Here is a 14,175-nt window from a genome sequence, read left to right as displayed (position 1 = left end):
TCGCACCAGGAATTCACTCGCACAGGGGAAAGACAATGTACCGCTCGGCGGAGCGCATGCCTGTATGGTATGCGATCTTGCTGTCACTTCTTGTGATGGCAATGGGCCTCGTTTGGCATGCCTCGGCGCCCGCCGCGGCGACGTCCATGGCCTCGCCCGCCGGCGCCAGTTCGAGCGACGAATCGGTGAACGTCCCCGTGGGTGGTTTGGAAAGTTCGCCCCCTTCACCAGGCGATACATCCGGCGGCGGGCAGGCCACGGAGCCGGGCGGGGATGGCGGCGCCGACAGCACGCCCGGAGAGGGCGGCAACGACGGCGGCGGCGGCGGCGCAAATGGCGACGGCTCCACCAACGATGGTTCCACCAACGACGACGGTGCGAGTGACGGCGGGAACGACGACGGCGCCACCGGTGACGGCGGCGGCACCGCCGATGATGGAACCGGCAACGACAGTCCTGCAGATGACGGCAGTGGCACCAACGATGGTGGAACCGGCGGCAGCGGAGACGGTGGCAACGGAAGTGGTGCAGGAACCGGCTCATCCGATGGCGGAACGAACACCGGCCCGACTTCGCCGTCGCCACCCCCGCAGCCGACGCCATCCGACAGCCCGGAGCCCGATTATCCAACGGTCGATGTGCCCTCCGACGCCCCGGTCCCGGACAACGGCGGCAGCAGCGGGGGCGCCGGCCCGGGCGGCGCAGAGACCACAATGCCAACGACGCCGTCGGGCGGCGGCAATGATAAGTCAGGCGACGCCGGCACCGAGCCGAAGGTGGAAAAGCTGGTGCTGGTGCCCGGCAGCAGCAAGACCGCCAGTGTCCTCGCCGGATCCCAGGTGTCCGCCGAACTGGAGGGCGTCGACGGGGATGGAAAGTACAGGGTCGTCTCCGGCGAACTTCCGCCGGGACTCATGCTGGACTCGGAGACCGGCGAAATTGCCGGTACCGCCCAGCACGTCGGGACGTACTCGTTCACCGTTGAGTACTTTACGAAGCATCAGAGTTCGATGCAGAGCTACACCATCAGGATCGAAGCGCGTGACGTCGACATCGAGATGCCGCCGCTGGAGCCGGCGCAGGCGGGCGAACCATATAAGGCCGTGGCATTGCATACTGACGGTGGGTCGGGGCCGTTTACCTATACGGTCGCCGGTTCCGAATTGAGCGGAACAGGCGGAGGCAACCCGTCCCTGAAGACGGCCCCCTGGCCCGCGGGGGACTCGATCTCGGTGGCCGATGTGCTGAGGGGATCGTCGAGACTGCAGGGTGTTGGACCGGTGACCCAGTCGGTGGCCGACAGCGAAGGCGGAGCTGGTGCCGGACATGGCGGCAGCCAAGTCGGAAACCTGCCGGCCGGGATGCACTTGGATGGCGGTGTGCTGACCGGCACGCCGAAGCCGGAAGCCGCGGGTGTATACACCTTCACCATCGTCAGCACCGACCGGTACGGATCGACGGCGAAGCAGCAGATGACCATAACGGTCCTCAGCGACGGTGAGGCCGTTCCGATTAACTCCGCTGACAGTGCACAACTCGCTCCGCCGGAGCAGCTGGCCGACGACGCCGGTGAGGAGGCCGCTGCTGCTCAGGCCGACTCCCGAGTGGTGGTCTTGCCATTGCTGCTGGGACTGCTGGTGCTGGTGGGCGCTGCGTCCTTTGTGGTCCTGAGGCACCGCGCCGCTGCCGGAACCCACCGCTAAGAGTCGGCCTCGGCCGCGGCTGCTTAGCGCAGGAACCAGCTTTTCTACAACATATAGAACTGTGTGGTTACTCACGAAAGCGGTAATGTAGGACCGGCTGCGCGCCAGACTGAACTATTGTTCCCTGTGGAACTAACCATCGACTTCGACGTAGAAGGACAGTAAATCCGTGGACCTGTTTGAATACCAGGCACGCGATCTATTCGAAGCACACGGTGTGCCCGTGCTTGCTGGGATCGTGGCCCATACCCCCGAAGAAGCCAAAGCGGCTGCCGAAAAAATCGGCGGAGTCGTTGTCGTCAAAGCCCAGGTGAAGGTGGGTGGCCGCGGCAAGGCCGGCGGCGTCAAAGTTGCCAAGAGCGCTGACGAAGCATTCCAGTATGCCACTGACATTCTGGGGATGGACATCAAGGGCCACACCGTCCATCAGGTGATGATCGCCCAGGGCGCGGACATCGCCGAGGAGTACTACTTTTCCATCCTGCTGGACCGGGCCAACCGCAACTACCTGGCACTGTGCTCCGTCGAAGGCGGCGTGGAGATCGAGCAGCTGGCCGAGGAGCGTCCCGAGGCGCTGGCGAAGATCGCCATCGACCCCGGCAAAGGCGTCGATGCGGCCAAGGCGGCCGAAATCGTCGAGGCAGCCGGGTTCGAGGCCGATGTCCGCGAAGGAATCATCAACACCATCGTCAAGCTGTGGGATGTTTTCACCGCCGAAGACACCACGCTGGTCGAGGTCAACCCGCTGGTGAAGACCGGCGATGGCACGATCATTGCCCTCGACGGCAAGGTCACCATCGACGAGAATGCCGCCTTCCGCCATGAAGATCACGCGGAGCTGGAGGACAAAGAGTCCGCGGATCCGCTGGAAGCCAAGGCAAAGGCCGCGGGCCTGAACTACGTCAAGCTCGACGGCGAAGTGGGAATCATTGGCAACGGAGCCGGACTGGTCATGTCCACTCTCGACGTTGTCGCCTACGCCGGCGAGAAACACGGGGATGCGGCACCGGCCAACTTCCTGGACATCGGCGGGGGCGCCTCGGCCGAGATCATGGCCGCAGGACTCGACGTCATCCTCAATGACGACCAGGTCAAGAGTGTGTTCGTCAACGTCTTCGGTGGCATCACCGCCTGCGACGCCGTGGCCAACGGCATCGTCAGTGCGCTGAAGATCCTCGGCGACGAGGCGAACAAGCCGCTGGTTGTCCGGCTGGATGGCAATAACGTCGAAGAGGGCCGCCGGATTCTGTCCGATGCCAACCACCCGCTGGTCACACTGGCCCAAACCATGGACGAGGGCGCCGACAAGGCCGCCGAGCTCGCTTTCTCCGCTCGCTGATCGAGCCGGTCGAGATCTAAGGAACCAAACACATGTCAATCTTCTTGAACAACGACTCCAAGATCATCGTCCAGGGCATCACCGGCGGTGAAGGGTCCAAGCACACGGCGCTGATGCTCAAGGCCGGCTCCAACATTGTCGGTGGCGTCAACGCCCGCAAGGCAGGAACCACTGTCACCCACGGTGAGACGGAACTGCCCGTCTACGGCAAAGTGGCCGAGGCCATGGAGGAAACCGGCGCCAACGTGTCAGTCGTCTTCGTCCCGCCGGCCTTCACCAAGAGCGCCGTCGAGGAGGCGATCGAAGCCGGCATCGGCCTCGTCGTCGTCATTACCGAGGGCGTACCGGTGCAGGACACCGCCGAGTTCTGGGCACTGGCACAGTCGAAGGTCGACGCCGACGGCAACCAGATCACCCGCATCATCGGCCCGAACTGTCCCGGCATCATCACCCCGGAAGAGTCGCTGGCCGGCATTACCCCGGCGAACATCACGGGCAAGGGACCGATCGGGCTGGTTTCCAAGTCCGGCACGCTGACCTACCAGATGATGTACGAATTGCGTGACCTGGGCTTCTCCACCGCCATCGGCATTGGCGGCGACCCGGTGGTCGGCACCACCCATATCGGCGCCCTGGCTGCATTCGAAGCCGACCCGGAGACCGAGGCCGTCGTGATGATCGGCGAAATCGGAGGCGATGCCGAGGAACGCGCCGCCGACTACATCAAGGCGAACATGTCCAAACCGGTCGTCGGCTACGTCGCAGGGTTCACCGCGCCTGAGGGCAAGACGATGGGCCATGCCGGCGCCATCGTCTCCGGATCCGCCGGAACCGCATCCGCGAAGAAGGAAGCGCTTGAGGCCGCCGGCGTCAAGGTCGGCAAGACGCCGTCCGAGACTGCCCAGCTGCTGCGCAATATCGTCCAGGGGTCCTGACGTCCAACGGGGCACAGAGAACCCCGGGAGCCGGCATCGCCGGGTCCCGGGGTTTTTCTATGCCCCGCTGCTGGTTGCCATGAGTACAGTGGCCGGAACACTGGCGCTGATCCACCATCGTCCGGCGTTTCTGCGCGACAATGAAATGGAGTAAACCGAGGAGTGCCAATGAAACGCCAGCCCAGCCCCATCGCCAAGGTCGTGTCCTTGGCGGCGGTTTCCACCCTGGCCCTGTCAGCCTGTACGCCGGGGTCGAACATCGAATCGAGCCAGGAAACCTCCGCCGGCGGCGCGGAGGTCACCACCGATATCGCCAGCCTGGGCGAGATCACCCTGTCGGTGTGGGACCAGGAGGTGCGCGGCGGGCAGAACAAGCAGATCACCCGGCTCAATGCCGCCTTCGAAGAGAAATATCCCAACGTCACCATCGACCGGAACTCCCAATCCTTCGATGATCTGGGCACCACCCTGCGGCTGGCTCTGTCCGGTAAAGACGCTCCCGACGTCGTGCAGGCCAACAACGGTCGGTCCGATATGGGAGCCTTCGTCAAGGCCAACCAGATCATCAGCCTGGAGCCGTACGCCGAAGCGTACGGCTGGAAGGACCGCTACCCGGAGTCGATCCTGCAGTACTCGACCTACAGTGCGGACGGGAAAACCTTCGGTGAAGGCAATCTCTACGGGCTGCCCCAAGTGGGCGAAGTCGTGGGGATCTTCTATTCCAAGAGCAAACTGGACAAGCTGGGCCTCGAGCCGCCGAAGACCTGGGCGGAGTTCGAGGATGCCCTGGCCACGGCGAAGAAGGCCGGGGAAGTGCCGATCAATCTGGGCAACCTGGAGCAGTGGCCGGCGCTGCACGTGTTTGGCCCGGTGCAGGGAGCCCACGTGCCCGTCGATGTGATTACGACGTTGGCGCTGGGCAATGAGGGCGTCTCCTGGACGACGCCGGAAAACCGCCAGGCCGCCAAGCAGCTGGGACGCTGGGCCGCCAAAGGCTACCTGGGCAAGGCTCCCAACGGCACGGCCTACAACGATGCCTGGAACCAGTTCGCCTCAGGCGAGGGCGTGTTCCTGGTCGCCGGCTCGTGGCTGGCCGCCGGGCTGGACAGCGAAATGGGCAGCAATGTCGGCTTCATGGCTCCGCCGCCGGTCGAGGCCGGGGACCCGCCGGTCACCACCGGTGGCACCGGCCTGCCTTTCGCCATCACCAGCGGCAGCGACCATCCCGACGCCGCCGCGGCATACATCGACTTCATCACCTCCGATGAGGCAATGCAGGTCCTCGCCGACACCGGCAACGTCCCCGTGCTGGACACAGCCTCCTATGCGCCGGAGTCAGGCGTACTGAAGGATGTCTTCGAGGTGTACGGCGAAGTCACCACTGAGGGAAGTATCCTGCCGTACCTCGATTACGCAACCCCCACCATGGCAGAGACCCTCGGAGCCGGGTTGCAAGGGCTGATCGCCGGCCGCCTGACCGCCAAAGAATTCCTGCAGAAGGCGCAAGCCGATTATGAAGAGTTCATCAACTCAGGCAGCTGAGTTGGGCGCCGCGGCCGGCGTGGCCCGGCAGCGCCGTCGCCGTCGCCCATCAGTGAATTCACGGTCCGGACTCACGCCGTATCTGTACCTGCTGCCGGCCTTTGTGGCCTATGCGGCGTTCCTGCTGTATCCGCTGATTCGTGCCGGGCAGATCTCGCTGTACGAGTGGGACGGGTTGTCGCTGGCGACCTTCGTTGGTTTCGACAACTACGTTGAGGTGCTGACCGATCCTGAATTGCGTGCCTCGTTTGTGCATGCCCTGGTGCTGATCTTCTTTTACGCCGTGCTGCCCGTTATCATCGGACTGGCCCTCGGCGCCGTGCTGCAACGCGCCCGGGTGCGCGGGTTGGCCGCCTTCCGCACCATTGTGTTCCTGCCGCAGGTGATCGCCCTGGTCGTGGTCGCCATCGCCTGGCGGCAGATCTACGCCCCGGACGGCACCCTCAATTCGGTGCTGACCTCGCTCGGCCTCCAGGAGCTGGCGCGGCCCTGGCTGGGAGACTACCTGCTGGCGCTGCCCGCCGTGGGACTGATCGGAACCTGGGTGCAGACCGGACTGGTGACCGTGTTGCTGCTGGCCGGCATGAGCCGCATCCCGGGGGACCTGTATGAGGCAGCCCGGCTGGATGGCGCGGGGCCGGTGCGGGAGTTCTTCGCCGTCACCCTGCCGGCGGTGCGCGGAGAGATTGTGGTGGCACTGACGCTGACCATCATCGCGGCGCTGAAGACGTTCGACCTGATCTACGTCACGACCGGCGGAGGCCCGGGCAATTCGACGTCGGTGCCGTCCTATGAAGTGTTCCGCCGGGCGTTTGAACTCGGCCAGGTCGGGTCCGCGGCGGCCATCGCGATCGTGCTGACGGTGATGATCTTCTTGATCAACCTGGCCGTGAACCGGATCGGCGAACGGGAGGATGCATGATTTCACGTTCCGAACGGCTGATGAACTACGTGGTGCTGTTCCTGTTCGCGGCGATGGCCCTGGGGCCGGTGCTGATCATCCTGGCCAACGCGTTCGCGCCACAAAGCGCCGACGCCGGCGGAGGTTTCCTGGGGCTGCATCCGGGCAATTTCGTCGATGCCTGGCAACAGGGCAACTTCTCCAGTTATATGCTCACCTCCGTTGCAGTCGCCGCCATCGTGGTGGTCAGCGCGGCCGTGTTGTCCATCCTGGCCGGCTACGCCTTCGGCACCATGACCTTCCGCGGATCCCAGGTGCTGTTCTACCTGTTCCTGCTCGGCATCATGGTCCCGGCCGAGGCCATCGTGGTGCCGCTGTTCTTCGACTTCCGCGCCGTAGGACTGACCAACACGCTGTGGGCCATCGCCTTGCCGCAGATCGCCCAATCGGTGGCATTCGGCACCTTCTGGATGCGGGCCAGCTTCCGGGCCTCCAGCACGTCACTGATTGAAGCAGCCACCCTGGACGGCGCGGGATCCTTCCGCACGCTGATCTCGGTGCTGCTGCCCGTGGCACGGCCGGCCGTCGTCACCCTGGTGGTGCTGACGTTCATGTGGACCTGGAACGAATTCCTGATCCCGTTGGTGATGTCACCCAACGGGGACCTGCGCACCGCACCGTTGGCGCTGGCGTTCTTCCAGGGTCAGCATGTGCAGGAAACCGCGCTGCTGGCCGCCGCCGCCGTGCTGGTGGCGCTGCCCGTCGTCGTCGTGTACCTGCTGCTGCAGCGGCATTTCATCCGCGGGATGCTGGAAGGTTCCGTGCGGGAGTAGAGGGATGCGCACTCTGGAAGCCAGTTCGACAGTTTGTTAGCATGTAAAGACAAACTATCGAGAGGATGCTATGCCTTTAGTGCGTATCGATATCAATGCCGGGCGCAGTGTCGCCGAGCTTGAGGCAGTCAGCGACCGGATCCACGGGGCCATCGTCGATGAGTACGGAATTCCGTCGCGCGACCTGTTCCATATCCTCACCGAGCATCCAGCAGGGCAGCTCCGCGCCCAGGATGCCGGGCTGGGCTTCGAGCGCAGCAACGATGTGGTGATGATCCAGATTTTCACCCAGGCCGGCCGGAGCCAGGAAGCGAAGAATGCGCTGTTTGCGCGCATTGCCTCAGGGCTCTCGGAAGTGGGAGTCGCCGGTGAGGATGTATTCATTGGGTACCTCGAAAACTCGCCCGGCGACTGGTCCTTCGGTTTCGGCCGGGCCCAGTACGTAACCGGAGAGCTTGGCGTGCCGGTATTCTGAATCGGAACTATGTTGTAAGTATGTCAGCACAAACATTTGACAGGACATATGCCGGTATTGCAGAGTGGTTCTGTGCTTCGGATCACAGGGCCCGAGGCTCTTGCCGGACCAGATATGGCAGAAGAGAGAGGCGGACAACGTGGCCCACGATGTACTGACCATCGGTCGGATCAGCGTCGACATCTACCCGGAGCAGATCGGCGCGGCTTTGGAAGATGTGGCGACATTCCGGAAGTATCTGGGCGGTTCGCCGACCAACGTAGCAGTCGCTGCCGCCCGGCACGGCAGCGACTCCGCGGTGATCACCCGCACCGGAAAGGACCCCTTCGCCACGTACCTCCACCGTGAGCTGGCCAAGTTCGCCGTCGACGACCGCTTCGTCACCGAGGTGGACGTCTGGCCCACTCCTGTCACGTTCTGCGCCATCCAGCCGCCCGAAGATTTCCCGCTGTACTTCTACCGGACGCCCACTGCCCCGGACTGGCAAATCAAGGCCGAAGAGCTGGACCTCGAAGCCATCCGCAGCGCCCGGATTTTCTGGTCAACCGTCACCGGACTCGCGCAGGAGCCCAGCCGGGCGGCCCACGTTCAGGCCCATGCCGCCCGGCGGCGCAAGGATCTGCAACCCGGCCAGTTCACCGTCCTCGACCTCGACTACCGGCCGATGTTCTGGGACTCGGAGCAGGAAGCCCGCGACGCCGTCGCCCATGTCCTCCCCGAGGTGACCGTAGCCATCGGCAACGACACGGAATGCGCGGTCGCCGTCGGCCAAGGCACTCCTGATGAGCAGGCAGACCGGCTGCTGGAAGCCGGCGTCGAAATCGCCGTCGTCAAGCTCGGATCCGAGGGAGTGATGGCAGCGACCAAGGACGAGCGGGTGATCTCCGCACCCGTCCCCGTGGAAACGGTCAACGGATTGGGCGCCGGCGACGCCTTTGGCGGCGCCTTCTGCCATGGACTACTCTCCGGCTGGCCGCTGGAGCAGGTGCTCGACTATGCCAATGCCTCCGGCGCCATTGTTGCCTCCCGGCTCTCCTGCGCCGATGCGATGCCCACGCCCGACGAGGTGAAAGCCTTGTTGGCCGAGCGCGGACGCACGGTGCTGGCGTGACGGCAAATCCAGTGGTGAACAAGGCGGCCGACCCGCAGCGCTACCGGGAGTTGAGCGATATCCGGTTGCAGGATCCGGACGCGGTCCGCCGTGCCGCCTTGGGCCGGCGCCCGCACCCAGGACTCCTGCCTGGACGCCAGAACTTTATCGTGGCGGCGGATCATCCGGCCCGGGGAGCGCTCGCGGTGCGCGACAATCCAGCCGCGATGGCCGACCGGCATGACCTGCTCGACCGGCTGCAGAACGCTCTGGCGAACCCGGCCGTGGACGGCGTCCTCGCGTCCCCGGACATTCTCGACGATCTGCTGCTGCTGGGTGCGCTCGATGGCAAGCTGATCTTTGGCTCCATGAACCGTGGCGGACTCACCGGACTGGTCAACGAGATTGACGACCGTTTCACCGGCCATACCGCGAAGGCGCTCGCCGGGATCGGCGCAACCGGCGGCAAAATGCTGACCCGGATCTGCCTGGACGACCCCGACACGGCTTCGGCATTGGAGGCTTCGGCGCGGGCCGTCGACGAACTCGCAGCGCGAAAGCTCGTGGCAATGGTCGAGCCGTTCCTTTCCGTCAGGGACAACGGCAAGGTCCGCAACGACCTGAGCACCGACGCCGTGATTAAATCGGTGGCCATTGCCTCCGCACTTGGATCCACCAGCGCGTACACCTGGATGAAGCTGCCCGTCGTAGCCGACATGGAACGGGTGATGGCGGCGACGACGATGCCGACGGTGCTCCTGGGCGGCGATCCAACCGGCGCGCCCGACGACGTCTTCGCCAGCTGGGAAGCGGCGCTGGCGCTTCCCGGGGTCCAGGGGCTGACCGTCGGCCGCACACTGCTATACCCCCGGGACGGCGACGTGGCGGCCGCCGTGGCCACCGCCGCCTCACTGCTCAACCACCATCCGACCGGCGGCAACGCCCAGGCAGAGGGAATAACGGAGTAACAATGGCACACCGCACCATGTCAGTGGGACAGGCTTTGGTCGAATTCCTGTCCAAGCAGTACACCGTGGACCGGATCGGCAGCGAGGAATACCGCGAGCGGCTCATCCCCGGCATGTTCGGGATCTTCGGGCACGGAAACGTGGCAGGAGTGGGCCAGGCACTGAAGCAGTACCAGGCAGCGGATCCGGCGGCCATGCCTTATTACCAGGGCCGCAACGAGCAGGGGCTGGTCCACCAGGCCGTGGGCTACACCAGAATGCAGCGCCGTCGGTCCACCTATGCGGTCACCGCGTCGATCGGTCCCGGTGCGACTAACATGCTGACCGGCGCCGCGCTGGCCACCATCAACCGGCTGCCGGTGCTGCTGCTGCCCAGCGACACCTTCGCCACCCGTGCGCCGGACCCGGTACTCCAGCAGCTCGAACGCCCGGATGCCTATGACATCTCCGTCAACGATGCATTCCGGCCGTTGTCCAAATACTTCGACCGGGTCACCCGCCCGGAGCAGTTGTTCTCCGCCATGTTCAATGGGCTGCGGACGCTGACGGACCCGGCAGAGACCGGCACCGTGACGATCTCGCTGCCGCAGGACGTGCAGGCCGAAACTATGCAGGTCCCCGAAGAGTTCCTCGCCGCACGCGACTGGCGGATCCGCCGTCCCGAGCCGGAAGAGGCCGACCTGGCAGCGGCCGCGGAAGCAATCAAGACCGCCAAGCGGCCGCTGATTGTCGCCGGCGGCGGCGTGCTCTACGCCTTCGCGACCGAGCAGCTGGCCGCTTTCGTCGAAACCACCGGAATCCCGGTGGGCTCCACCCAGGCAGGAGTGGGAGTACTGCCGTGGGACCATCCGTTCTCGCTGGGTGCCATCGGTTCAACGGGCACGACGGCGGCCAACAGGCTGGCGGCCGAAGCGGACCTGGTGATCGGGATCGGCACCCGCTACGAGGACTTCACCACTGCTTCGCGCACCGCCTTCGCCAACCCCGACGTCAGTTTCGTCAACATTAACGTCGCCCCGCTGGACGCCTATAAGAACGGCACCTCGGTCCCCGTGGTGGCGGATGCTCGCAAGGCACTGGTGAAGCTGACCGGTCTGCTGGACGGTTATCGCACCGGCGCGGACCTGGAACAGGCCGTGGCCGCCGAGAAGCAGACGTGGGACGGCATCGTCGACGCCGCACACAGCACCCGGCACACCCCACTGCCGGCCCAGGCCGAAATCATCGGTGCGGTCAACAGCATTTCCGAGCCACGCGACGTCGTCGTCTGCGCCGCCGGTTCACTGCCCGGCGACCTGCACAAGATGTGGCGGGTCCGCGATCCGTCCGGCTACCACGTGGAGTACGGCTACTCCTGCATGGGGTACGAAATCGCCGGCGGCATCGGGGTCCGCAGGGGAGCGCCGGACCGGGACGTGTTCATCATGGTCGGCGACGGTTCATACCTGATGATGCACACCGAACTGGTCACCGCTGTTGCGGAGAAGATCAAGGTCATCGTGGTGCTGATCCAGAACCACGGATACCAGTCCATCGGCTCCCTGTCGGAGGAACTGGGCTCGGAGCGCTTCGGCACCAAGTACCGCTACCTCGATGAGGAACAGCACAGTTTCGACGCCGGCGACACGCTACCGGTCGACCTGGCTGCCAACGCCGAATCGCTGGGCGTGAAGGTGCTCCGCGTCGAACCCGGAGAGAACACCATCAGCGACTTCGAAGAGGCTCTCCGCCAGGCCAAGGCCTCGGATCCTGCCGATGGACCGGTGCTGGTGCACATCAATTCCGATCCGCTGATTCCCGCTCCGGACTCGGAATCCTGGTGGGACGTTCCGGTGGCAGAAACGTCGGAACTGGAATCCACCCAACAGGCATACAAGACCTATTCAGACCACAAGGCAACACAGCGCCCGCTGCTGGGCTAAGAACGTGAGGAGAAACGAAATGGCGAGTACGATTGCGCATTTTATTAATGGTGAGGTGACTGCTGGTTCGGGGTCGCGGTCGCAGGATGTGTTTAACCCGGCCACGGGGCAGGTCACTGGTGAGTTGCGGTTGGCGAACCAGGACGATATTAAGAGTGTGGTGTCGGCTGCCCGTGCTGCTGCTGATGCGTGGGCTGAGGTGTCGTTGTCGAAGCGGACGGCGGTGTTGTTCCGGTTCCGGGAGTTGTTGTCGGCCCATGTGGATGAGTTGGCGGAGTTGGTCACGGCCGAGCATGGCAAGGTCCTCTCCGATGCCGCCGGTGAGATCGGCCGCGGCCTGGAGGTCGTCGAGTTCGCCTGCGGCATTGTCGAGCACCTCAAGGGTGAGTATTCGGATCAGGTTTCGACCGGTATTGATGTGTATTCGTTCCGGCAGCCGCTGGGCGTGGTGGCCGGTATTACTCCGTTCAATTTCCCGGTGATGGTGCCGTTGTGGATGGCTCCGGTCGCGATCGCCACCGGTAACGCCTTCATCCTCAAACCATCGGAGCGGGACCCGTCGGCCTCAATGCTGATGGCCCGGTTGTGGCAGGAGGCGGGCCTGCCGGACGGGGTGTTCAATGTGCTGCACGGGGATAAGGAGGCCGTCGACGGTCTGTTGACCCACCCGGAGGTGGACGGTGTCTCGTTTGTGGGTTCGACGCCGATCGCGAAGTATGTGCATGAGACGGCCACGGCCCATGGTAAGCGGGTCCAGGCCCTGGGCGGGGCGAAGAACCACGCCGTCGTCCTTCCCGACGGCGACTTGGACCTGGCCGCGGATCATTTGAACGCGGCGGCGTTCGGGTCGGCCGGCCAACGGTGCATGGCGATCTCCGTCGCGGTCGCGGTCGGCGATGCCGCCGATGCCCTGGTGGAGAAGGTCGCCGAATGCGCGAACAACGTCACTGTCGCTGAGGGCACTGATCCGGGTTCGGATATGGGCCCGGTGATCACCCCCGCCGCGCGGGAGAAGGTCACCCGGATTGTGGGTGAGGCCGAGGCCGATGGTGCCGCCCTGGTCGTGGACGGCCGGGATCTGGTCGTGGAGGGTAATGAGGAGGGGTTCTTCGTCGGGCCCACCGTCATCGACCGGGTGAAGACCGACATGAGTGCCTACACCGAGGAAATCTTCGGACCCGTCCTCGTCGTGGTCCGCGCCGCGGACCTGGACGAGGCGATCGGGCTGATCAACGCCAACCCGTACGGTAACGGCACCGCGGTGTTCACCTCCTCGGGTGCCTACGCCCGGAAGTTCCAGCGTTCGGTGCAGGTCGGCATGGTCGGGGTCAACATCCCGCTGCCGGTACCGGTGGCCTGGCACTCCTTCGGCGGGTGGAACGATTCCCTGTTCGGGGACCTGCACATCTACGGACCCGACGGCATTCGCTTCTACACCCGCAACAAAGTCATCACCCAACGCTGGCCCGAACCAGCCCACACCTCCAACGCCACCTTCAACTTCCCCTCCAACTAGGAGCCAGCTCTCATGAACGAGATTGAGAACAAGCTGATTATCGGCACTGCGCCCGATTCGTGGGGTGTCTGGTTCCCGGACGATCCCAAGCAAACGCCGTGGCAACGTTTCCTCGATGAAGCCGCCGAATCCGGCCACAAGTGGATCGAACTCGGCCCGTACGGCTACCTGCCCACCGATCCGTCCCGGCTGGCCGACGAGCTGGCCCAGCGGGACCTGAAGGTCTCCGCCGGCACCGTCTTCACGGCCTTCCACCGTGGCCTGGACCAGTGGGATGCCGCGTGGGAACCGGCCCGGCGGGTGGCCGAACTGACGGCGGCGATGGGCGGTGAGCACATTGTCGTCATACCCGCCATGTGGCGCGACGACGTTACCGGTGAAGCAGTCGAAAATGAACACCTCGACGGCAAGCAGTGGAGCGACCTGCTCGCCGGGCACAATAAGCTCGGCAAGGTCCTTGCCGAGTACTACGGGCTGAAGCAGCAGTTCCATCCGCACGCCGACGCCCATGTCGGAGCACAAAAGGACATCGAACACCTGCTCGCCGAGTCCACACCGGACGTGCTCAACCTGTGCCTCGATACCGGGCACGCAGAGTACTGCGGTGCCAACAGCCTCGACCTGATCCACAAGTACCCCGAGCGTATCGGCTACCTGCACCTGAAGCAGGTCAACCCGGACGTGCTCTCCCGGGTCAAGGCGCAAAACATGACCTGGGCCGAGGCGAACCTGGCCGGCGTCATGGTTGAACCGCCCGACGGGCTGCCCGACCTGCGCGCCGTCATCGAGGCTGCCGAGGCCCTGGACCGGCCCATCTTCGGCATCGTCGAACAGGACATGTATCCGGTCGCCTTCGACGTGCCGATGCCCATCGCCGACCGCACCCGCACATATCTGCTCAGCTGCGGCTCGCGCACCACTGTCGCCTAGCACCGAAGCCAGTAAGGAAGA

General features: G+C 64.7%; 12 protein-coding genes. All 12 read left to right on the top strand.

The features are described from left to right. Window positions 1-101 precede the first annotated feature (101 nt). Complete coding sequence (locus tag H535_RS30210) at window positions 102-1,703, top strand: Ig domain-containing protein (protein ID WP_162144889.1); 1,602 nt, start codon at window positions 102-104, stop codon at window positions 1,701-1,703. Between the two features lie 169 nt (window positions 1,704-1,872). Then, a complete protein-coding gene (gene sucC, locus H535_RS0114615) occupies window positions 1,873-3,042 on the top strand; it encodes an ADP-forming succinate--CoA ligase subunit beta (RefSeq protein WP_026820143.1) in 1,170 nt (389 codons plus the stop codon). A 32-nt stretch (window positions 3,043-3,074) separates the two neighbouring features. After that, window positions 3,075-3,977 carry a succinate--CoA ligase subunit alpha gene (sucD, locus tag H535_RS0114610; protein WP_026820142.1) on the top strand — a complete coding sequence of 301 codons (903 nt, stop codon included), beginning with the start codon at window positions 3,075-3,077 and terminating at the stop codon, window positions 3,975-3,977. Between the two features lie 168 nt (window positions 3,978-4,145). Further along, window positions 4,146-5,519, top strand: a complete 1,374-nt coding sequence (locus tag H535_RS0114605) for an ABC transporter substrate-binding protein (protein ID WP_026820141.1) — start codon at window positions 4,146-4,148, stop codon at window positions 5,517-5,519. Then, window positions 5,491-6,441 (top strand): carbohydrate ABC transporter permease, encoded by a 951-nt coding sequence (locus H535_RS0114600; protein WP_081416713.1) that lies wholly within the window; start codon window positions 5,491-5,493, stop codon window positions 6,439-6,441. Before H535_RS0114605 ends, H535_RS0114600 begins: the two co-directional genes overlap by 29 nt. Continuing rightward, window positions 6,438-7,253 carry a carbohydrate ABC transporter permease gene (locus H535_RS0114595; protein WP_026820139.1) on the top strand — a complete coding sequence of 272 codons (816 nt, stop codon included), beginning with the start codon at window positions 6,438-6,440 and terminating at the stop codon, window positions 7,251-7,253. Before H535_RS0114600 ends, H535_RS0114595 begins: the two co-directional genes overlap by 4 nt. A 70-nt stretch (window positions 7,254-7,323) precedes the next feature. Beyond that, window positions 7,324-7,728 (top strand): tautomerase family protein, encoded by a 405-nt coding sequence (locus tag H535_RS0114590; protein ID WP_026820138.1) that lies wholly within the window; start codon window positions 7,324-7,326, stop codon window positions 7,726-7,728. Between the two features lie 139 nt (window positions 7,729-7,867). Next, the gene (gene iolC, locus H535_RS0114585; protein ID WP_026820137.1) at window positions 7,868-8,839 is read left to right on the top strand and encodes a 5-dehydro-2-deoxygluconokinase; all 972 of its coding nucleotides are present in this window, start codon (window positions 7,868-7,870) and stop codon (window positions 8,837-8,839) included. Further along, window positions 8,836-9,786, top strand: a complete 951-nt coding sequence (locus H535_RS0114580; RefSeq protein ID WP_425387280.1) for a Cgl0159 family (beta/alpha)8-fold protein — start codon at window positions 8,836-8,838, stop codon at window positions 9,784-9,786. The genes iolC and H535_RS0114580 overlap by 4 nt, the downstream gene beginning before the upstream one ends. A 17-nt stretch (window positions 9,787-9,803) precedes the next feature. Further along, a complete protein-coding gene (iolD, locus tag H535_RS0114575; RefSeq protein WP_026820135.1) occupies window positions 9,804-11,708 on the top strand; it encodes a 3D-(3,5/4)-trihydroxycyclohexane-1,2-dione acylhydrolase (decyclizing) in 1,905 nt (634 codons plus the stop codon). A gap of 19 nt (window positions 11,709-11,727) precedes the next feature. Further along, window positions 11,728-13,224 carry a CoA-acylating methylmalonate-semialdehyde dehydrogenase gene (locus H535_RS0114570; RefSeq protein WP_026820134.1) on the top strand — a complete coding sequence of 499 codons (1,497 nt, stop codon included), beginning with the start codon at window positions 11,728-11,730 and terminating at the stop codon, window positions 13,222-13,224. Between the two features lie 12 nt (window positions 13,225-13,236). Then, a complete protein-coding gene (locus tag H535_RS0114565; RefSeq protein WP_026820133.1) occupies window positions 13,237-14,154 on the top strand; it encodes a sugar phosphate isomerase/epimerase family protein in 918 nt (305 codons plus the stop codon). Window positions 14,155-14,175: the final 21 nt, after the last annotated feature.

Origin of the sequence: Arthrobacter castelli DSM 16402, from assembly GCF_000430705.1 — a bacterium.
Lineage (GTDB): Bacteria > Actinomycetota > Actinomycetes > Actinomycetales > Micrococcaceae > Arthrobacter_C > Arthrobacter_C castelli.
This window is presented reverse-complemented; position numbering and strand designations above follow the sequence as displayed.